This is a genomic window from Pseudoalteromonas sp. MB41 (assembly GCF_020966275.1).
Classification (GTDB): Bacteria; Pseudomonadota; Gammaproteobacteria; order Enterobacterales; family Alteromonadaceae; genus Pseudoalteromonas; species Pseudoalteromonas lipolytica.
Map to the genome: position 1 here is coordinate 294,536 of NZ_JAJJZF010000001.1, position 20,762 is coordinate 315,297.

18 protein-coding genes are annotated in these 20,762 nt (G+C 38.7%); 8 read left to right on the forward strand and 10 right to left on the reverse strand.

The window, feature by feature from the left end; translation table 11 throughout:
• Positions 1–186: 186 nt before the first annotated feature.
• The 3 genes from LPA49_RS01360 to fabB all read right to left on the reverse strand — a co-directional run bounded on the left by LPA49_RS01360 (position 187) and on the right by fabB (position 3,746).
• Positions 187–1,203: an aspartate-semialdehyde dehydrogenase gene (locus LPA49_RS01360; protein WP_075593707.1), complete on the reverse strand. Its 1,017-nt coding sequence runs from the start codon at positions 1,201–1,203 to the stop codon at positions 187–189.
• Between the two features lie 31 nt (positions 1,204–1,234).
• Positions 1,235–2,356: a 4-phosphoerythronate dehydrogenase gene (locus LPA49_RS01365; protein ID WP_036967315.1), complete on the reverse strand. Its 1,122-nt coding sequence runs from the start codon at positions 2,354–2,356 to the stop codon at positions 1,235–1,237.
• 175 nt (positions 2,357–2,531) lie between these two features.
• The gene (fabB, locus tag LPA49_RS01370) at positions 2,532–3,746 is read right to left on the reverse strand and encodes a beta-ketoacyl-ACP synthase I (protein ID WP_036967312.1); all 1,215 of its coding nucleotides are present in this window, start codon (positions 3,744–3,746) and stop codon (positions 2,532–2,534) included.
• 179 nt (positions 3,747–3,925) lie between these two features.
• Between fabB and mnmC the strand changes: the two genes are divergently transcribed.
• Both mnmC and LPA49_RS01380 read left to right on the forward strand, forming a co-directional pair.
• Positions 3,926–5,971 (forward strand): bifunctional tRNA (5-methylaminomethyl-2-thiouridine)(34)-methyltransferase MnmD/FAD-dependent 5-carboxymethylaminomethyl-2-thiouridine(34) oxidoreductase MnmC, encoded by a 2,046-nt coding sequence (mnmC, locus tag LPA49_RS01375; protein WP_180310944.1) that lies wholly within the window; start codon positions 3,926–3,928, stop codon positions 5,969–5,971.
• A gap of 136 nt (positions 5,972–6,107) precedes the next feature.
• Positions 6,108–6,746, forward strand: coding sequence for an SDR family oxidoreductase (locus LPA49_RS01380; RefSeq protein WP_180310945.1), 639 nt, complete (start codon positions 6,108–6,110; stop codon positions 6,744–6,746).
• Here LPA49_RS01380 and LPA49_RS01385 read toward each other — a convergent pair.
• Positions 6,743–7,516 carry a sulfite exporter TauE/SafE family protein gene (locus LPA49_RS01385; RefSeq protein WP_036967304.1) on the reverse strand — a complete coding sequence of 258 codons (774 nt, stop codon included), beginning with the start codon at positions 7,514–7,516 and terminating at the stop codon, positions 6,743–6,745. The two genes, LPA49_RS01380 and LPA49_RS01385, sit on opposite strands and share 4 nt — an antisense overlap.
• Before the next feature lie 192 nt (positions 7,517–7,708).
• On the opposite strand from LPA49_RS01385, the gene LPA49_RS01390 reads away from it, so the two are divergent.
• From LPA49_RS01390 to LPA49_RS01405, 4 genes are all read left to right on the forward strand, one after another.
• Positions 7,709–8,425 (forward strand): enoyl-CoA hydratase/isomerase family protein, encoded by a 717-nt coding sequence (locus LPA49_RS01390; RefSeq protein ID WP_180310946.1) that lies wholly within the window; start codon positions 7,709–7,711, stop codon positions 8,423–8,425.
• A gap of 366 nt (positions 8,426–8,791) precedes the next feature.
• Entirely contained in the window at positions 8,792–9,571 is a 780-nt protein-coding gene (locus LPA49_RS01395; protein WP_230235258.1) for a hypothetical protein, read from the forward strand.
• 93 nt (positions 9,572–9,664) lie between these two features.
• A complete protein-coding gene (locus LPA49_RS01400) occupies positions 9,665–9,865 on the forward strand; it encodes an AlpA family transcriptional regulator (RefSeq protein WP_175082105.1) in 201 nt (66 codons plus the stop codon).
• Positions 9,855–10,886, forward strand: coding sequence for a replication initiation factor domain-containing protein (locus LPA49_RS01405; RefSeq protein ID WP_230235259.1), 1,032 nt, complete (start codon positions 9,855–9,857; stop codon positions 10,884–10,886). The genes LPA49_RS01400 and LPA49_RS01405 overlap by 11 nt, the downstream gene beginning before the upstream one ends.
• Before the next feature lie 526 nt (positions 10,887–11,412).
• Here LPA49_RS01405 and LPA49_RS01410 read toward each other — a convergent pair.
• The 6 genes from LPA49_RS01410 to LPA49_RS01435 all read right to left on the reverse strand — a co-directional run bounded on the left by LPA49_RS01410 (position 11,413) and on the right by LPA49_RS01435 (position 15,324).
• Positions 11,413–11,631, reverse strand: a complete 219-nt coding sequence (locus LPA49_RS01410) for a hypothetical protein (protein ID WP_230235261.1) — start codon at positions 11,629–11,631, stop codon at positions 11,413–11,415.
• Between the two features lie 109 nt (positions 11,632–11,740).
• A complete protein-coding gene (locus LPA49_RS01415) occupies positions 11,741–12,652 on the reverse strand; it encodes a hypothetical protein (protein ID WP_230235262.1) in 912 nt (303 codons plus the stop codon).
• Positions 12,653–12,747: 95 nt separating this feature from the next.
• Positions 12,748–13,299 carry a hypothetical protein gene (locus tag LPA49_RS01420; RefSeq protein ID WP_230235263.1) on the reverse strand — a complete coding sequence of 184 codons (552 nt, stop codon included), beginning with the start codon at positions 13,297–13,299 and terminating at the stop codon, positions 12,748–12,750.
• A gap of 590 nt (positions 13,300–13,889) precedes the next feature.
• Positions 13,890–14,282: a hypothetical protein gene (locus LPA49_RS01425; protein ID WP_230235264.1), complete on the reverse strand. Its 393-nt coding sequence runs from the start codon at positions 14,280–14,282 to the stop codon at positions 13,890–13,892.
• An 18-nt stretch (positions 14,283–14,300) separates the two neighbouring features.
• Positions 14,301–14,465 (reverse strand): hypothetical protein, encoded by a 165-nt coding sequence (locus LPA49_RS01430; RefSeq protein ID WP_230235266.1) that lies wholly within the window; start codon positions 14,463–14,465, stop codon positions 14,301–14,303.
• A gap of 511 nt (positions 14,466–14,976) precedes the next feature.
• Entirely contained in the window at positions 14,977–15,324 is a 348-nt protein-coding gene (locus tag LPA49_RS01435) for a helix-turn-helix domain-containing protein (RefSeq protein ID WP_230235267.1), read from the reverse strand.
• Positions 15,325–15,982: 658 nt separating this feature from the next.
• Here LPA49_RS01435 and LPA49_RS01440 point away from each other — a divergent pair.
• Positions 15,983–18,694, forward strand: coding sequence for a DNA methyltransferase (locus tag LPA49_RS01440; protein WP_230235268.1), 2,712 nt, complete (start codon positions 15,983–15,985; stop codon positions 18,692–18,694).
• Positions 18,687–20,759 carry a DEAD/DEAH box helicase gene (locus LPA49_RS01445; RefSeq protein WP_230235270.1) on the forward strand — a complete coding sequence of 691 codons (2,073 nt, stop codon included), beginning with the start codon at positions 18,687–18,689 and terminating at the stop codon, positions 20,757–20,759. Before LPA49_RS01440 ends, LPA49_RS01445 begins: the two co-directional genes overlap by 8 nt.
• The last annotated feature ends 3 nt before the right edge of the window (positions 20,760–20,762 follow it).

Here is a 20,762-nt window from a genome sequence, read left to right on the forward strand (position 1 = left end):
AGCAATATCTATTGCAACACGTTGATAGTAAATAGCTTAAATATTAGCGGCTGAGAGACTTTTTTATTGTTATGTTAAGTTTATACGCTTTTACAGCGTATGCGGCAATAATTTGGCACTGAAAACATAAAAAAAGCGGCAATTAGCCGCTCTCTTTACTGAATGACTCAGTCAAAATCATCAGATTTAAAGGTAGTTTGCAATTAGCTCTTCAGCGATTTGCACACTGTTCGTTGCAGCCCCTTTACGCGTGTTGTCACTCACTACCCACATGTTTAAGCCGTGTGGATGAGAAATGTCTGCACGTAAACGACCAACATACACAGTGTCATTACCACTTGCATCAGATACCGCTGTTGGGTAATCACCCAAGTCATCAATCAGTTCTACACCGGGTGCATCATTCAGTAACTGTTTTACATGCTCAAGATCAACTGGCATACGTGTCTCAATATTAATCGCTTCACTGTGACCAAAGAAAACCGGAACACGAACACACGTTGGGTTTACCACGACACTCGTGTCACCTAAGATTTTTTGTGTCTCGTTCACCATTTTCATTTCTTCACGGGTATAACCGTTGTCTTCAAAAGTATCGATTTGTGGGATGACATTAAAGGCAATCTGCTTAGAAAAAACAGCATTATCCATTGGACGCGCATTCATTAGGTTAGCGGTTTGCTTAGCAAGTTCATCAACGGCCTCTTTGCCCGCACCCGACACAGCCTGATAAGTCGATACATTAATACGGTCAATACCGTATGCATCGTAAATAGGCTTTAACGCGACCAACATTTGAATAGTTGAGCAGTTAGGATTTGCAATGATATTGCGGTTTCTAAAATCCGCTAAGCTCGATGCATTCACTTCAGGTATCACTAATGGTACATCGAAGTCATTGCGAAAATGCGAGGTATTATCAATCACCACACACCCTGCGTCTGCAGCAATGGGAGCGTACTTTTCAGAAACATTTCCCCCAGCTGAAAATAAACCTATGTGTGCCTGGCTAAAGTCAAATCCTTCTACGTCGAGTACTTCAATCGATTCACCACGGAATTGTATTTCCTCACCCGCACTGCGGCTACTTGCAAGCAAGAACAACTCGCCAACCGGAAATTTACGATCTTCTAAAGTTTCGATAATTTGACGACCCACTAAACCTGTGGCGCCTAAGACAGCAACATTAAATTTTTGCGACATGTGTTTTCCTCATATGAATAAAGTACTGACTTTATTCGTTAATTCTAAATCCCAGTGCAGCTAAAGCGGCTTCACAGGCACTGTTTGCAGCCACCGACAGTGTATTAAACTCACGTCGTGGCGGGTAATTTTTCCGTAGGCTATCAAACCCTTCTTGATTTAACTTACTACGCAAGATGCCATCATCACGACGAACATCGTAAATAAGGTGTACTAAGCGGCCTATGTCATCTAACGTAAAGGTTTCACCGAGCGAGACAGCATGGCTAATTGGTTCAGGTAAAAAATCTTCCAGCGACTTCAGTGCTGCAACCCCCTCAAGTTCGCACACTTTTTGGTACAACATTTGAGTACCACGGGCTTTTCCTTCAAGGGTATGGCCTGCAATGTGCACACTCGCAAAACGCACATAATTAAGTAGCGGAGTGAGTATATTTGGCTCGTTTTCCCAAACATCAAGCACGCAATCAAGTTTCGCTCCTTGCTCAAATAACTCTAGCAAAGCCTGATTATCGATAACATCACCACGGCTTGCATTAATAAGCGTCGTGCCATCTTTAAGCTTCGCTAAACGTTGTTTGTTTAACATATGCAACGTTTTATGCGGCCCCTGCTTCACCAACGGCACGTGAAACGTAATAATATCGGCAGTGTCAAGAAGGGTATCAAAATCAGTATGTTCTACTAATTCACCGGTCTCATGCTTAGGAGGATCGCAGAGCAATACGTTCATACCCAGTAGGTTTAACTTATCGCGCAGACAACTACCAATGCTGCCTACCCCAACAATACCAATGGTTTTACCTTGCAGTGACTCAGCATTTTCTTGGCATAAAGCATATAAACTACTAATAACATATTCTGCTACAGCAACGGCATTACAGCCCGGCGCACTGCTAAATGCAATATTGCGCTCAGCCAGTAGTTCAGTATCAATGTGGTCAACACCTATGGTTGCCGTACCAACAAACTTCAACTTATCTGCCTGAGTTAATAACGCGTTATCAACATTTGTCACTGAACGAGTTAATAGTATATCAACCCCAGCCAACTGCTCAGGTTGTAAGTTACGGCCATCAAATCGCTCAACATCACCAAAATCGGCAAAGTACTGCTCAACCAATGGCATATTTTGATCTGCAAGAATTTTCATCTGTGTGTCCGAGAAGCAGAAAAGTGGCGCTATTGTAACGAAAATATAGCTATACGGATAGCGTAACTACTCATACAGACTCACGCTTAATAAATATAAAAGGCAAAGAATACAGTGCAGAGTTAGAAACGAAAAAGCCGAGCAAACGCTCGGCTTTGGCAAATACTGGAGAGGTTTAACCTTTATATTTGCTCATTACTAGTGTGGCGTTTGTGCCACCGAAACCAAAGCTGTTAGACATTACTGTATTCAGTTCAACGTCTTTACGCTCAGTAACAATGTTTAGACCTTCTGCTTGCTCATCTAACTCATCAATATTGATAGAAGGTGCAACAAAGTTGTGCTCTAGCATTAACAACGAGAAAATAGCCTCATGAACGCCTGCCGCACCTAATGCGTGACCCGTCATTGCTTTTGTTGCACTGATCATCGGTGAGTTACCGCCAAACACTTCTTGAATTGCGCCAAGCTCTTTAACATCACCAACTGGGGTTGAAGTACCGTGCGTATTTAAGTAATCAATGCCGCCTTCAAGACCTTGCATTGCTTGCTTCATACAACGTACCGCACCTTCACCTGATGGTGCTACCATGTCGTAACCGTCAGAAGTTGCACCATACCCTGTGATTTCAGCGTAGATGTGTGCGCCACGAGCAAGTGCATGCTCAAGTTCTTCAACGACAACGATACCGCCACCACCAGAGATAACAAAACCGTCACGGTTTGCATCGTAAGTGCGCGATGCTTTCTCAGGAGTTTCGTTATATTTAGTCGACAATGCGCCCATTGCATCGAATTCCATCGCCAGTGTCCAGTGAAGCTCTTCACCACCACCCGCAAAGATCACATCTTGCTTGCCAAGTTGAATTTGCTCAACCGCATGACCAATACAGTGTGCAGATGTTGCACAAGCAGAACTAATTGAGTAGTTAACACCTTTAATTTTGAATGGTGTTGCAAGACATGCCGACGTGGTGCTCGCCATCGTGCGCGGTACCATGTATGGACCTACACGCTTCACGCCTTTTTCACGCAGAATGTCAGCGGCTTCAACTTGCCATTTAGATGAACCACCACCCGAACCCACTAATAAACCAGTGCGTTCGTTTGAAACTTGCTCTTCATTAAGGCCTGCATCTTCAATTGCTTGTGCCATTGAAATATAAGCATATGCTGCTGCATCGCCCATAAAACGCATCGCTTTACGATCAACAAATTCTTTAACATCAATATCGATTTTGCCTGAAACGTTGCTACGTAGGTTGTAATCAGCAAACTCTTGGTTGAACGCGATACCACTACGGCCTTGTTTTAATGATTCTAATACTTCTTCTTTGTTGTTACCGATGCTTGAAACAACACCGATGCCCGTAATAACGGCTCTTCTCATGGGTAATTACCTTAGCTCTATACTAAATTGTGTTCTATTTTACGCTGAAAATACACGTTAAGTGGTCAGCTTTCTAGCGTACACATGTACTCTGAATGTGTAGCTTATAAATAACGCCAGACTATTTCAAAGAAAACACGTAAAATAATGAAAAAAAGTTGTAGTTATTTAGTTAAACCATGATCAAAAACGCAAATATACATTTTAATCACCTTGGTACACCCGTCGCCGATCAGTTTGACGATGTTTACTTCTCCAATGACGATGGCTTAGCTGAGTCGCATTATGTGTTTTATCAACAAAACAATATCTCGCAACGGTTACAAAATCATGACCGCGCGCATTTTGTTATTGCCGAGACGGGTTTTGGTACAGGGCTTAACTTTTTAAATACCTGGCAGCAATTTGCTGCTCACCTTGATAGGCAGCATGACAAGCAAGAAGTTCAAAATCAACACGACCTTAGTGTAAATAAAAGTGACAATAGCTCGGTTAGACGCTTGCATTTTATCTCGTTCGAAAAATTTCCAATTAAACGTGATGACCTTGCCCATGCACTAAAGGCGTGGCCTAGCTTACACACATTTAGTGCCCAGTTAATTGCTCAATACCCCATTAACCTTGCTGGCTGCCACAGATTAGAATTTGCCGACGGGCGAGTCGTGCTCGACCTTTATTTTGGTGACGTACAAGACAGCATTGATGCCATGAGTTATCCACGTGAAGGCGTTGTTGATGCATGGTACTTAGACGGTTTCGCGCCGAGTAAAAACCCCGATATGTGGCAGCAAAGTGTGTTTAATAAGATGCGTGCAATTTCACGCGAACATGCCACCCTAGCTACGTTCACAGCTGCAGGATTTGTTAGACGCGGTTTAAATGAAGCCGGTTTCGCTATGGCCAAAGCCAAAGGCTACGGCAAAAAACGTGAAATGCTGATTGGCACCTTAACAACACCCACAGAGCAGCAATCTGGCCCTGCGTATTTTTCTCATCATGCAAGTACATTAAATAACGTTGCTGTTATTGGTGGCGGCATCGCCAGTAGTAGTGTGATGTACTCTTTAGCTAAAAGGGGCATTACAACGACACTTTTTTGCCAAGATGACGCACTTGCTATGGGAGCCTCACACAATGTTCAGGGCGCTGTTTACCCGCACCTGCAAGCCAAGAACTCACCGCACAGCGAAATGTTTGCGCATAGCTTTTTATACGCAAAACGCCTATATCAACAATTACTCGATGACGGCTTCAACTACCCTCACCAATGGTGTGGTGTATTGCAACACGCAGTAAAACAGGGCTTGGCTGATAAACACCAAAATTTAGCCGACCAAGCGCTTTGGCCAACTGAATTAATGCGCAATGTCAGTGCGACTGAAGGCGATGATATTGCGGGAGTAAACACAGGCTACTCTGGCGTATTCTTTGAACAAGGTGGCTGGGTAAACCCGCCTGCCTTAGTGACCGCCCTCTTTAATAAGGCATACTCACTCAATTCAATTGAAACCCATTTTAACTGCCATATTGAACAACTTGAAAAAACAGAATCAGGTTGGGTGTTACATACAAAAACACAGCAATTTGGTCCATTTAGCGATGTAATAATATGTGCGGGCGAGCATAGCGACCAATTTAAACAAACCCAGGCATTGCCCGTTGTGGGTGTGCGTGGTCAGGTATCGCATGTTGAGGCAAGTGAGCAATCCAAACAATTAAAAACGGTGCTGTGTCATAAAGGATATTTTACCCCTGAGTTTCAAGAGCATCACTGCATGGGGGCAACATTTGAGAAAAACTCAAAAAGCCGCGAAGTAAAAGAGCAAGATAACCAAACAAACCGAGAACAACTGCTTAGCTTCTATAAAGACAGTGACTTTGCCACATCATTAGGCGAAATTACCGCAGCCAAAGCAGCAGTAAGATGCAGCTTTATTGATCACCTACCAATGGCTGGCGAGTGGGCGGAGCAAGACGATTATGTCAATGCCTTTGCGAATTTAAGACTCGGAAAACGTTACCAATATCAGCCCTTAGCAAAACCTCAACAAGGCTTGCATGTGCTTACAGGGTTTGGGGCAAGAGGTCTGTGCAGTGCGCCACTGTGTGCCGAACACTTGGTCGCCTGCTTAAACAATGAACCCAGACCTTTTAGCGAACGTGTTAGCCAAGCAATTCACCCTGCTCGCTTTATTATTCGCGACCTAATTCGTAATAAAATCTAAAAAGACAGGGGGCTAAAAAGGCCCCTTCTTTTTCAAGCCGATTACAAATTAGTTTAATTTGTCCCTTTAAAATTAAGATCACACCCCAAAGTAGTAAGTTACACGTAAAAGTTAACGCAACTGGAAGGAGTTTGGTATGAAAACCCTAATCATAGGTGCAAGCGGACAAATAGGTAAAATGACCACCCAAAAAATGCTCGCTCAAGAGCATGAAGTCGTGGCATTAGTACGTGATAAAAGCAAATTGACTGATATTGAGCACCCAAACCTGAGCATTGTTGAGCAGGATCTAGAAAATGATTTTAGTCGCGCACTTACAGGGATACAGCAAGTTATTTTTAGTGCCGGCTCTGGTGGTGCAACCGGTGCCGATAAAACCTTGCTCATTGATTTATGGGCTGCGGTAAAAGCAATTAACTATGCAGTTGATGCACAGGTTGAGCACTTTATCATGGTAAGCTCCATTGGCGCTGATGATCCCGATGGCATTGAAAGCAGCATCAAACCTTATTTAGTGGCTAAGCACATGGCCGATGAGCATCTACTACACAGTGGCTTACATTACAGCATAGTAAGACCAGGCACACTCCTTAACGAATCGGCGTCTGGATTATTCACCATAAATCGTCCTGCAACACGCCAAGATGCTGTGATAAACCGAGAAGATGTTGCTGATGCACTGGTTTATATCGCCAGTCATAGACCTGATAAATCGCAACTATTCGAGTTATTTAATGGTGACAAACCACTCGACGAGCTATTAGCAGGTAACTAAGCAAACACAAAATAGATTCCCTGCCACGCAAGTTGCAGGGAAAGTAATGTCAGTACTAAACGAAAAATTTGTTTAAATTTATCTGATGAGATACGGTGCAATAGCTTCAAACCCAGCCAAGTGCCTATTGCACCACTCATAATCATCGACATTACAAGCGGCAACCACTGCCAAAATGCAAACCCGACAGCACCATACAAAATAGCCTTTAAAGTATGCTGCACCGTCATACAACTCGAAAATGTCGCGGTAAATTGCAGCTTATTGTAGTTATTTACATACAAACAACTACCAACCAGCGGCCCACTGGCACCCACAAACATCGAAATAAACGAGGTCCAAAGCCCCGCTAAAATGCGCCAAAGCGTTGATGTTTCTCTGATCTTAGGTGTCACACCCCAAAGCAAATAGAGCACAAAAGCTGCCACCACTATTTTCATTAACTCAAGCGGAATAGCGGTGACTATAGTTGACGCTACCAGTGCACCAAAGATTCCTCCCAACGAGAAATATAAAAACATAGCGCCATCGATATGCTTAAAAGTATATAAAAAGCGGTTCGCGTTAGAGCCCAGCTGCACTAAGCCGTGCACAGGGATCACCACACTCATAGGCATCAGTGACGCCATAATGACTAACAACATTAACCCGCCACCAGCACCAAATGCAGCAGACACCATCGAGGTAAAACCTGCCAATATAATTAAGATAATTGTGCTGATCGGGCTTAACAACCCCCCACTAAAGAAATCCCAACTTACCAGTTCCATTATCGCGCTTTAAATAGAGTGTTTAGACTAAAATTACCATGGCAAGATAGTATTAGCGACTGTTTGAAACTGCATTTCGACTAAAAGCGGAGAACCTCCTCAGCACTCAAACTGGTCGGACTAGAGGTTTATTTTGTGCAACTGATGGTATATAACTATATCTATAACAAAAGAAAACGATAAAGGCACACCATGACCCCCATAACCGTAAGCACACAAGGCAGTGTTGCTATTCTCACTATGACCGCAGGTGAAAACCGCCATAACCCCACGTTTGCAGAAGCATTTTTAAATTGCCTTAATGACATTGAAGCGAACTCAGAACACAAAGCACTGATTATTACCTCAAGTGATGAAAAATCGTGGAGTTTAGGTATAGACACCGACTGGCTAATGCCCGCTTTAAAAGCACAAAAATATGAAGAAGTAAGTGGTTTTATGCACGCTATGGATGCCGTATTTAAACGTTTGTTACTTTACCCAATGCCAGTCATTGCCGCTATTAATGGCCATGCATTTGGTAATGGGGCTATTTTAGCGTGCGCCTGCGATTTTAGATTTATGCAAAGTAACCGTGGCTTTTTCTGTTTTCCAGAAGTTGATTTATCGATTCCGTTTTTACCAGGCATGATTGAATTTGTAAAAAAATCGATGCCTTATTACCGCTTTAACGAAATGAAATTGACAGGACGCCGGGTTACCGCAAGCGAGCTTGTTGCAGACCACGTCATCGAACAAGCCTGCCCCGACAGCGAAAGCTTGTTTAATACCGCATTCGAATTTGCCAGCCAGTTCGATAAAAAACGCCCTATATTTGCCGAACATAAAAAGCGCCTTCATAAACACATCATCGAAACGATTGATGTTGAAAACAAACCCATCATCGATGCCGTTCAGTTGGTTGTGTGATTTAATGTGATTAACCCCTTCAGACTCAATGAATAAGAGGTGTATTTTAGGCAATAAAAAAGGCCGCTCTTAGAGCAGCCTTTTTCATATTTGGTGGAGCTGGGGTGAGTCAAACCAAACAAACAACCATTTGATTTTAAATGAAAATTTAGAAATACAAAAAATCCATGGGCCACACCATGGGCCTCAAACCATCTCTGAACCCCGGGTTCAACTTTGCTCAAAAACAGGGATGAAAAAATTTTGAAATTTTCCCCTTTTTTAATGCTTTCAGCATCGTATTTTGTCTGATAAGTTCGAAATTGTACGATGAGTACCTAATATAGCAGGGATGCCTCAATTTTAAAATTAATACGTGGAGGCAAAATGCATCTAAACGAAATAACAACTAATGCACATGAAATAACCAACGATTTTATTTCAGAACAGATTCAAATTTCCGGCTCTAAAAAGAAAGCTCTTAAAGTTTTAGAAGAAGAACAAAAAGATTTTCTAAAATGGATGAGAAATAAATACTTTGAGAATCCATCAATTCCAAAAACAACTCTACCTAATAGCGATGAATTAAAACGCTTTGTCGAAGAGTCAAATAGAATGACTGAAGCAAATAAAGAAAAAATCGAAGACTTAGAGGACTCTGATTTTTACTACATGTTGCCTCAGATGCTCACAAACCTAGGACTACATGATATCGCGAATGAAATTTTATTTAGACAATTAAAACAAGAAATAAAACCTTTACTAACAGTTAAAATTGAAAAGCTTCAAGGAGAAGTACAAAAAGAAGAAGCAGTAAAAGACAAAGCTCGTAAAAATGGTCGTAGTGGTGGTCAGATTAAAGCTGAAAAGTATCAAGGTATTGTTAATTTCGCACTAAATGAATATGTATCAAATTACAGCACAAGCACTTTAAGCCGCAGCCACATAGCGAAAATAATAAAAAATAAGGTTAACAATTTCATTAAATCAAGAGCCGATCTAAGAAGCGTAACACCAGAATTTTCAGAAGAATCTGAAGCTATTTTAAAATGGATTTCTAACTACTCACACTTCATTAAAAATAACGAATGGAAACCCAAAACCTCACAAGCAGTAAAAAACTTCTATTATTCTCAGCAGATAAAAAAGTCTGAGCCTAGCTGCTAGGTACGATTCTCAGACTCTTAAATTTCCAGTTAAATACATCTCAGACAAGGGCGAACAATATCGATCGCCCATGATAATAGGAAGGTATCCGTGATGAATACTACCAATTCACAAATTGATCGCTTTGTGCGTGAAGCAGAATGTAAACACTTAACTGGGCTCTCTAGAACAACTCGTTATGAAATGGAGCAAGAAGACAAATTTCCAAAACGTATAAAGCTGAATACACGAACCGTTGCATGGAGACTTTCTGACATTCAAAACTGGATGGAGGAACGTATTAATGCAGCCTAAGATCATAACTAAGCCATTACGTGAGACAACACATAGTAGTAATGAATTAAAAAACAGTAAGTTACACAACGAGAAGTTAATGCCGTTAAAGAGTACAGATAGTCCTTTTCTAGAAGATAATAATTTCAAAACTCGAATTGATTATTTAACTCTAAAACTATTTACAACTAGTGATGCACAATTCGAGTCAACTATCTATTTAATCAAACAATGGTTAACTACCCTCAGAATTAAGGTGTCTAAAGATAAATTTAATAAAAAGTACTTTGATGACGGCATCCTACTAGAAAGTACTGATGTAAAAGTACACTATTGCGGGGCTATAAAATGGAATGCTGATAAGCAATTCATAATTGTTGAACTCACAGGCTATGCGTGTGAATTGATTAATATTAGTCAATGCTATTTCTTTCCGCTTTTAGAATTGATGGAAAGAAACCGCTTTGAAATTAAACGAGTTGATATAGCTTTAGATGACTTCTCAAGCCGTTACAATATCCGCTTTATACAAAAAAAGTATTCTTCTGGTGGCTTTTCGCCTTCCTCTGGGCCAAAGCCAACCAGAGAAAACATTAGCTCATCAACAGGACGAACTATCTATATTGGCTCAAAAAATGCCAGCAAACAGATGGTCATATACGAGAAGGGTAAACAATTACAGCTGCCAAAAGATTCACGAGAGTATCAATCATGGACAAGGCATGAACTTAGACTAAGAGGTAACAAGAATATAATTATCCCTGGTGATGTTCTCACATGTCCTGATAGTTATTTTTTAAATGCATACCCAAAAGTTTATCGATGTATGCTTAAAGGCGTTGAGGCAAGATCTATAGCAAGAGAGATAAAAACGCGATGTAATGCAGTTAGGGATAGGGGTCTAGAAAATCTAAGCAAACAGTATGGCCCTACCCTATTATTTGCAAAACAGACGTTGACAGAAAAAGAGATAATACAAAAAACTATGAGACCAGCAAAAAGATTTCAACCGAGTTTGCCTCTTAGTATGATGGTTAGCTAACTCTATAAATTTAACTTCACCAGTCAGGTTTGATTTCATGATCTAATCAAATCTGACTGTACTTTAAAGCCCACGCTTGCACTCATTTCAACTTAGTATAGTACCGAGAACTATCTTCAATTAGCTTTAAGCAAGCGAAAAAGACATAGTAGAGTGCTTTCCGCCTAACTTATATTTGGACAAAAATGAGTTAATGTATTTATTCGAAAACGCCCGCATAATGGGCGGATTAGCTTGGCTACAATTAGCGAAGAATGAGCGCCAGCCAAGCGTTAGGCGTCCATTATTAATGCGTTTGTTATGTGTCTTTTTGCCGATTGAAAAAAATGAGCCTAACATCACAAAGGCAACTAAAAATAGCGGATAAGCTGTTTCTTTGTCAGAAGAGGTATATCCTCCAATGAATAAATCTTATTTCCATCAAGGATAAACTCATAAGCCATCGCAAAATCATTATTATTTGGCAGAATGGAAACTATGACCGAACGACCGATTAAAGTTTGTTTTTGGTCATCACAATCGGTTCTCAGTGAAACTTATCTAATACTTTATAGGAAGAACTAATGCCATCGCTTTGCAATACAACCATCAGTGATCCGTCTTTATTGCCTGAGTTACAACTTACTGATTCAATCTTGCCGTTCTTTTGAATTAGGTCAATCTGGGATACTTCATCCTGCGCAAGCTTCAGGGTACCTAATCCAATAAATACCATTGCAAGTAATACCCAATCACCGTACTTCAATACTTCACCTGAGAGACATAACTCCGCGTTAAGAGGCTATAAAATAATTGGCTAAAATTAGCGACGAAGGAGAAAAAGCCAATTGTTATTTGTCTTTTTGAACGATTTGTTATGCTAATTCCATGCGATACTCTTCAAGAAAGCTACTATTTGATAATAGAATAAACACTTTGATCCCATTAGAATTGTACATATCTTCTCCCCAAGCTCTTAAAGCAGCAAGCGGCCCATCCGTGTCCATATTTGACTCATAAGGTTCAATTTCTAACACTTTAGGTAAGTGATTTAGGTCTAAGAATTTGTTATCAGAGATGCAAGACTGAATTTCCGAGCTTAATAGATCAGCTAAACGAATTGGTGATTTTGAAATTATTTCAGGAGAGTGCCAACCAATATCACTTCCTGTTCCAGAAAAGGAATAATAATGCTCATGTGTAGTTACTCTTTCATGAGGAATAATTGATATATGCTCTTTTAAAAATGGAACAAACCCAATTGTAGACACCCAGTCGTTTCGGTGAAGTCGATAGTGTTTGTTGCGAAAAGGAAAGTAATGATATCTCGTTACGCTGTCAAACAGAGAATCATAATAACTTTGCTTATCCAAGGCTAATGGCGCTACATAAAACGCTTGAGAACATCGCTGATTGGCATACTTTAACAACACATTGTGTTGCAAGTCATTAGCTTTAATAGCCTTTTTTCTCAAAGGAAAATACAGTGTTGGATCATCGGGCAAACCATGATGCTGCCGAAACTCACGTATACCTTCTAATTTACTGCGATTCTTCCTAGTTGATACCGGTACTAGCGAAGCAGAATACAAACCTTCCGATTTTTTAAACTGCATTAAAAATGCAAAGCCACGATCATAGAATTTTTTGTCTGCACCTGTTAGTTGTTCATTAACATCATATAATCTGAATGGAGCATTTTTAGATATCCACCCAAAAAAGCCTGCAACATCTGACTCTACCTGAGCCTCTGACAGATTTGATTTTATTTGATACTTTGAAACCATCTTGCAGCTCATCCTTATTTACTATTCGAATAACACCCTGTTAAGGGGTAAATTGTAGTTGGCTAAAATGTGAAGCGAAGCGGAAAAACCAACTGCTATTTATCCCGCTTAAACAACTTGTTAACCATTTTAGATAAGCTACTTACTTTTGACTCTTTTTTACTTAATGTTTGAATTGTCTCTCTATTGGGAATTGTTTTTCTAATACTGTCGATATAATTAGTTAGTGGAAGCCATTGCCCATTAATCTCTATATCAATTAATGAAAAATCGATACCAAGCTCACTATACCCGTTGCTATTAGGTTTTTCTTTAACCCAATATAGGTGAGCTTCACCCACATTAAACCCTTCATCCCACTGCCAGTTAAAACCTTTATTATCAATATCACTTTTTTTAAATCGAAGTATATGAGAAGGCTTCCGTTTGAAATCATTGTTTAAGGAATAAATCGCTTTTCTATGCGTATCGTAAAAACAGAACCTAAAAATGGAATCTGAAGATTTTTGTTCTTTTAAAACATCATAAAGTTTATGTAATTCTTTATGCATTTTCTGTTCATATACAGGATGATACTCCAGAGCACGAAACTTGTTGCCTCTTATTTTATGAAGACGCTTATCTATAGAAACATGATAAATATACATGATGATCCAATATGGCTAACAATCTTATAGTGTGCGCGTCGCGTGTCTTTCTGCCGATATAGCGCATGCATTAATAAATATACTTTTAACAAATAACGTAATGCATTGCCAACTAATATGTTTTAGAAAAAAGAAAATGCACTCGTCGCTCAATTTTGGAAATCAATGAACTTTTTTAAGCCAGCTTCATTGTTTAGCTATCTCTGAAAATAGATCTTTTAGTATTTATGTTAACTAATTTTGGGACAATTATGAGTTTAGTTCCAATGTCTTCTTCAGACTCAAAGCCACCATCAGAGAATAAGAAACAAAAGTATGTTGTCGGCACATATGCAACTGTCAGATTTGATTGAGTTCTATTGTTCGAGTTTGATAGTTCAAGTTAAGACTTATTCAGTTTCATTTTATTGTCTTGCGATTATTATCTATAGTACTTGCTCTTATCGCAAAAGCTTATTCATTTCCAATTAATCCAGATAATCCTATCTACATTTTTTTACGTAAGTATTATCATCTAGCTTGTATAATTGGTTATGGTTTTTCATATCTAGTATTCATATATGCTTTGCTTTCCGCATTAGTTGCAACCTTTACGTTACTACGCGTAACTTCATGGTATGACGCATTGCATACAGAGCAAAAAGAAAAAAACAATGAAGCAACAGACAGTCAACAAACACTTGAAGAGTAGAGAAAAATTTCACAAAGCTTAGAGGAGATTGCAAATAAAAATAAGCTATAAATACCCATGTGGAGAATTTAGGTTTATAGCTTGTAATTGACTTTACCTTATCTCTGATTCTTGTATCGATTTGAAGGTGGGTATTCAACCAGCCTAACAACTTAGGCTTAATAAATTCTGCTATAATTGGTTCATCTCGACAACCTTTCCAAACCTCCAAAGTTTCATAAATCTTAGTATGTGGGTCATGTGTAATTCGAGTTTTATTATCTTTAATTGCAACGCCAGTAATAACTTTCACTTCACCTTTGGCATATAGTCATGCTTTATCAGGAAGAGCAATGTGACCATTAGTATGAATAACTTTTTTAACAACTGAGGCAAAATGTTTGTGTGCAGCATGACCTGAAAAAGTTAAATCATCGACATACACAGTCATTTCTGAATCATGCTTTTTAGCTAATGAAAATAATCGTTCGAACATACGTATTGGACCAAAACGCCAACGGCATACTAATCTGACTGCCAGTAGGAATATGACAATTATAAGTAGAAATAGATGCTAGTAAGTCCGCAACATCTGCTGAGCATCTCAATAGATTAAAATATAAATCAAACACCATTTTCCGAGTTGTAGAAGGGAAAAAGGATTTAATGTCAGTTGCTAGAACGTTGTGTTGGCCCAAATGCTTTTTAGCATTTGAAATGTGCGGATGTTCTTTTCTACCTGAGTGGAAATAATCAGGAAGTTCTACTCATCCTAATAAGGAAGCGATCCTGCAATGAACTATTTTAGTGAATCTTTTGGGTGTTGAATGGCCCTTGGTTTACCAGATTTTCCTATTAGTTGGAAAACACTATAATTTCCCTGATATTGAGTTAGGTTTTTTAGCTCACTTGTTTTTACTCGTTACAATTCAGCTAATTTACGTTTAGTTGTCAGCTTGTATAAAGGAGATTCAATTAAAGTATATTTTCTACGTCGATGGTCAATATCAGGCTTTAGTTTTCGAGTCATTCTTTTCAGCAAACCATTCCATTACATTTATGACTTTAGCAGCGACAGCGTTTTTTAGCTTGCTAGAGGTCACTCCCTTTTTACCTAAATTTTCTGAAAAGAAAAATAAAGAAGATACAGGTATATCAAACACTTCTGAGTATTTATTTAAAAGCTCTAAACTGGCTGGCTTTTTACCAGTTTCAATTTCAGATAAGTAAGACTTAGATATATCTAAGTTCTCAGCTAGCTCATTTTGCTTCATACCATGAAACTGACGAATTACTTTCAATGCTACATTTATCATATTGGCCTCAAAGAAAAAAGGAACACTAGCTGTCGTCATCTTCCAAGAATCGTAATATCTTAAATAAAAGATTAAATACGAACACTACGCCTTTAGAAAGTATCCAAATTAAAGACTTAGCCTTGTTAGGCTTTTTCTTCGGCAGTGTCGTTGAACACGATAGTATTTTCTTCAAGCATAAAAGCTCCTTATTTCTAAATTCCCATCCAACCAAATTGTGGAATAGTTTCGCCCAATTTAGAAAAATGAGAGTGTCCAACAGTGACCCCCTAATTTTCACACCGTGTTTCGCCCACGGTGTCTATCCTATTATTTCTTACGATACCAACCAAGAGTAACAGGAGTTGCGCAGGGAAAAAGACAGAAAGTTTAAGCGTTCCACGAACACCCGGAGGTATTCAATTGGTTGGCGAGGTTCTCTATAACTATCAGCACAATAACTGTACATACAATAACCCATGCTGTCAAAATAATTCGCTATTAGCGAACTGTTAAATTTGATATGATTCAATACATATTTGGAATATACGTTAAAAGCTCTCATTCAAAATCACATTAAATGGTAGTGATTCAACATAACAACCAATTGCTTTTTAATAGATTTTTAACCTGAAAATGTGTACAAATATGTAGGCAAGAGTTGCTCTTGAATGTTGAATTAGAAAAAAGTAAAAGCGAAAAGCTTTAAGAGGGAATTGTGGCGTTTGATCAATCAAAGTTATTTAAAAAATTAGAAAATATCGTTAGTGGCTTGAACAAAGATGAGTTTGTTTATGATTTTCTACTTGCGTTTGGCTCCCCTAAGGCGACTATAACAAAGCTAAAGAATAGCTATGGCTCCGCTGGTAGTCTTTTAGACGAAAGTGTGGTCTTAAAAAATAAAATACATTTTCAAACTTGTGAGCCAATACAAAACCTTCATGCCCTTTGTGAATCATCTAAAAAATCAAGCCATATATTAAAGAATAAAATACGTTTTATTATTGTTACTGACTTTGAAGATGTCGTGGCTTATGACACGAAAGCAAAAGATACATTAGATATTGAATTTATAGATCTTCCGAAAAGCTACGCTTTCTTCCTTCCATTGGCAGGGATTGAGAAATTTGAAGTTACTTCTGAACATCCCGCAGATGTAAAAGCATCATACAAGATGGGGCAATTGTGTGATGTTATTAGGCGGCACAATCAGATTGATACCGAAGAGAAGACTCACGCCTTTAATGTTTTTCTAACGAGATTACTATTCTGCTTTTATGCTGAAGATACTGGTATCTTTGATGAAAATCAGATGATCAAGGCTATTCAGAACACTACTGAAAAATCAGGAAAAGATCTCAAAACCTTTTTTGGTACGTTATTTAGGGTTCTTAACATACCTAAAAATTCGTCTGAACGTGATAGTTACCCAGCACACTTCACAGACTTTAAATATGTTAATGGTGGCTTATTTGCAGATACGGAATGGATTCCAGAGTTTACTGATAAAGCTCGCAGGATGATCATTGAGATCGGTGCTTTAAGTTGGGATAAAATAAACCCTGATATATTCGGCTCAATGTTTCAGGCTGTAATTGATCCTGAGCAAAGAGGCTCATTGGGGCAACATTATACTTCTGTTCCAAATATTCTAAATGTAATCAAACCGCTTTTCCTTGACGATTTACGACTTGAACTGGAGCGTTCTAGAAATAGTGTTCACAAACTCCATAAGTTATTGATACGCCTACAACGGGTCAGAGTCTTTGATCCTGCTGCTGGAAGCGGAAATTTCCTAATAATAGCTTATAAAGAACTTAGAAAACTTGAAATGGAAGTTTTTAAAGCACTAGATTGTCACGCAGAACAATCAGTCATGTTTATGTCGAGTATTCGCCTTAGCCAGTTCTATGGTATTGAAATAGATGATTTTGCTCATGAGATTGCACTGTTATCACTTTGGCTAGCAGAAAACCAAATGAATAAAATGTTCGAAGCTGAGTTTGGTGTTTCAGAACCAGACCTACCATTAAAGGCATCAGGAAATATTTATAGAGATAATAGTCTTAGGGCTAATTGGGATAAAATCTGCCCTAAATTCGACTCGTCAGGTCCGCTTGAAGTATATGTCTGTGGGAATCCGCCCTTCATTTCATTTAAAGAAAGAAATAAAAGTGAAGAGCAATCAAAAGACATGGAATTATTGTTCTCGCAGGCTGGCAATTGGAAACAAATAGATTACGTGGGTGCATGGTTCTATAAAGGAGCTAAATATATACAAGGTACTGATGTGAAATTAGCGTTTGTTGCCACTAATAGCATTATACAGGGAGATCAGGTTAGTTTACTTTGGGAAAAAGTTCTCGAACAAAATGTTGAGATAGCTTTCGGTTACAGAAGTTTCAGTTGGTCAAACAGTGCAAAAGGAAAAGCCGCAGTTCATGTCGTAATTGTTGGTTTAGCATCTACAGCAAAAGAAAAATATATTTTTGAAATTGGTTCTGACAACAATGTAATAAAACGAAAGGCTAAAAATATTTCACCCTATATTATTGATGCTGCAAATATTATAATAGCCTCAAGCAGTAAAGCTTTATCACCTGAAGCAAAATTAATGCAAGATGGTAATAACTACACCAAGTCAGGGGAGCTCTTTCTAACTCCAGAGAAGAAATTGACTGTAGAAAACGAATATCCAGAACTAAAAAAATATATAAAAAGAGTCATAGGCGGAGACGAGTTTCTAAACAATAAAGAGAGGTATTGCTTTTGGTTAGTCGATTATGATGTTAATGAACGCCACCCTTATTTAGAAAATATTTTACAACGTTGTAAGCAAGAAAGGCTTGAGAGTAGTAAGAAAGAAACCAGAGAGAAAGCTTCTCTTACACCGCACCTTTTTCCAGAAATAAGACAACCTAAAAACGGAAATTATTTAGTGGTTCCCAGAGTAACATCTTCTCGAAGAAAGTATGTTCCAATTGATGTTTTGCCTCATGACACGATCACAACTAATCAAGTTTTGATGGTCACAAATTCAAATTTGTTTGACTTCGGGATTTTAGCGTCAGAAATGCACAATGATTGGATGAGAACTGTTGCAGGTCGATTAAAAAGCGATTATCGCTATTCAGCTTCTTTAGTTTATAACACCTTTCCTTGGCCTGGTGTTAATGAAAAACAAAAAGAAAATATCGAGAAATTGGCTGAAGAAGTGTTATTAGTAAGAGCTGATCATGTTGAAAAAACTCTATCCCAAATGTATGACCCAGATAAAATGCCTGAGGACTTACGAGAAGCTCATAAAGAATTAGATATTGCCGTTGAAAGGTTATATCGAAATAAACCATTTGAAAACGAAGCAGAAAGAGTGGAGTTTTTATTTAAAAGATATGAAGAATTAATTTCTAAGGAGGGAAATAATGCCTAATTTAGTAAACGTAAAGTTTGACAATCAATCAATCGATGATGACAGTAAGCTCGGTATGAGACCTATGCAGGCTCGTGTTTTTGAAAAGCGTAACGAACAATACCTATTGGTTAAAGCACCTCCAGCATCAGGAAAATCAAGAGCACTAATGTTCGTTGGTCTTGATAAGTTAATAAATCAAGGTATTAAAAAAGTGATTGTTGCCGTGCCAGAAATGTCTATTGGTAGTTCATTTAAGACAACAGATTTAATGAGTCATGGTTTCTTTGCAAACTGGGAAATGGATGAGAAATATAATCTTTGTCAAAGTGGTAGCCACGGTAAAGCCTCAGTTTTTCGAGAGTTTCTTACTAACTGTTCAGCTAAAGTTCTGTTATGTACTCATGCAACGTTTCGGCTAACTCTTAAAGACTTAGATGTCGATTTACTAAACAATACACTAATTGCTATTGACGAGTTTCATCACGTTTCGGAATCAGGCGATAACCAATTAGGTAACTGTCTAGATGTGGTTATGAGAAATACCAATGCTCATATTACAGCAATGACGGGGTCATATTTTAGAGGTGATACCTTAAAAATATTGAGCACAGAAGATGAAGCTAAGTTTAAGCACGTTTCATACTCTTATTACGAGCAAATACAGTCTTACAAACATTTAAAATCATTAGGCATTGGTTACCATTTTTATCGTGACGGCTATTTGTCTGGATTAGGTGAAGTACTGGATGTTTCCAAGAAAACGATAATCCACATACCTAACGTAAACTCCAGAGAATCAACAGGTGACAAATATGGGGAAACTGATGCGATTCTTGATGTTATTAGAGGTGGTGCTGATGGCGAATTATCTAGGGATGCAAATGGTATTTACCACGTTCCAACAATCTTACCCGATGGCACTCATAAAACTCTAAAAGTTGCAGATTTAGTTGATGACGGTCAGGATCGCCCTAAAATTCAGTCTTATTTAGACAACATTAGTAGCCCTGATGACCTTGATATAATTATAGCTCTGAATATGGCTCAAGAAGGTTTTGACTGGATTTACTGTGAACATGCTTTAACAATAGGTTTCCGCTCAAGCTTAACGCAAAAGATACAAATAATCGGAAGAGCAACTAGAGACTGTGAAGGCAAAGAACATGCGCAGTTCACTAATTTGATTGCGGAGCCTGATGCTTCATCCGAAGAGGCTGCATGGGCAGTGAATAACATGCTCAAAGCAATCAGTGTATCTTTATTAATGGAACAAGTATTAGCCCCAAAAGTTAACTTCAATATTCGTGGGGAAATAGTTGATGACGAAGGTGATTATGTTATTGAAATAAACACTTGGGATAAGCCACCCAGTGATCATGCAAAAAAAGCGTTAGAAAACAGAGATACAATTATTGCCGAACTTACCAATGATACTAAGAAGCTACATTCTGCTCTTACGGGAGAGTATGAGCCTGAAGTTTGGCTAAACCATCACATCCCTAAGTTGCTAAGAGATAAATATCCTGAAATAGAAGATGATGAGATCGTAAGACTGTCGGAAATATTTCTGACAGCTATGACAGTTCCTGCTGTTGGTGGCAAAGTAGTAACAGGAAAAGAATTACCTGATGATGCGAAACCATTTGTGCCAGAAGATGATAACGAACCATATACAGGGCCAGAGACAGGTGCTGAAGCGGAGCCAGATAAGAAATTCTTATTATTAGGTAACAAGTTTGTAGCTATTGATGACCTAAACATCAACCTTATTGCTGGTATCAATCCATTCCAAAAAGCTTATGAAGTTATTTCTAGGGAAGTCGATGCTGACTTACTTCGAATAATTCAAGATCAAGTTAGAGCAATGCAATCGGATATGGATATTGAAGAAGCTATGCTTCTCGCTGACAGAATTGTTGAATTTAAAGATGAACATGGAAGAGCCCCACAAACCGGGAGCCATGATGATATTGAGCATAGACTAGCGATTGCACTCCAAAAGTTGATGGTTTGGGCACAGGAGCAAGCAAATAAAGAAGTTGAAGAAGGTCAGGAACAAATGTCCTTTAGGGAAGAGCTTTAATTT

Excerpts from the sequence above, each read along its gene's own strand:
- LPA49_RS01360 (WP_075593707.1), bottom strand. The coding sequence starts at position 1,203 with ATGTCGCAAAAATTTAATGTTGCTGTCTTAGGCGCCACAGGTTTAGTG.
- LPA49_RS01365 (WP_036967315.1), bottom strand. The coding sequence starts at position 2,356 with ATGAAAATTCTTGCAGATCAAAATATGCCATTGGTTGAGCAGTACTTT.
- fabB (WP_036967312.1), bottom strand. The coding sequence starts at position 3,746 with ATGAGAAGAGCCGTTATTACGGGCATCGGTGTTGTTTCAAGCATCGGT.
- mnmC (WP_180310944.1), top strand. The coding sequence starts at position 3,926 with ATGATCAAAAACGCAAATATACATTTTAATCACCTTGGTACACCCGTC.
- LPA49_RS01380 (WP_180310945.1), top strand. The coding sequence starts at position 6,108 with ATGAAAACCCTAATCATAGGTGCAAGCGGACAAATAGGTAAAATGACC.
- LPA49_RS01385 (WP_036967304.1), bottom strand. The coding sequence starts at position 7,516 with ATGGAACTGGTAAGTTGGGATTTCTTTAGTGGGGGGTTGTTAAGCCCG.
- LPA49_RS01390 (WP_180310946.1), top strand. The coding sequence starts at position 7,709 with ATGACCCCCATAACCGTAAGCACACAAGGCAGTGTTGCTATTCTCACT.
- LPA49_RS01395 (WP_230235258.1), top strand. The coding sequence starts at position 8,792 with ATGCATCTAAACGAAATAACAACTAATGCACATGAAATAACCAACGAT.
- LPA49_RS01400 (WP_175082105.1), top strand. The coding sequence starts at position 9,665 with ATGAATACTACCAATTCACAAATTGATCGCTTTGTGCGTGAAGCAGAA.
- LPA49_RS01405 (WP_230235259.1), top strand. The coding sequence starts at position 9,855 with ATGCAGCCTAAGATCATAACTAAGCCATTACGTGAGACAACACATAGT.
- LPA49_RS01415 (WP_230235262.1), bottom strand. The coding sequence starts at position 12,652 with ATGGTTTCAAAGTATCAAATAAAATCAAATCTGTCAGAGGCTCAGGTA.
- LPA49_RS01420 (WP_230235263.1), bottom strand. The coding sequence starts at position 13,299 with ATGTATATTTATCATGTTTCTATAGATAAGCGTCTTCATAAAATAAGA.
- LPA49_RS01430 (WP_230235266.1), bottom strand. The coding sequence starts at position 14,465 with ATGTTCGAACGATTATTTTCATTAGCTAAAAAGCATGATTCAGAAATG.
- LPA49_RS01435 (WP_230235267.1), bottom strand. The coding sequence starts at position 15,324 with ATGACGACAGCTAGTGTTCCTTTTTTCTTTGAGGCCAATATGATAAAT.
- LPA49_RS01445 (WP_230235270.1), top strand. The coding sequence starts at position 18,687 with ATGCCTAATTTAGTAAACGTAAAGTTTGACAATCAATCAATCGATGAT.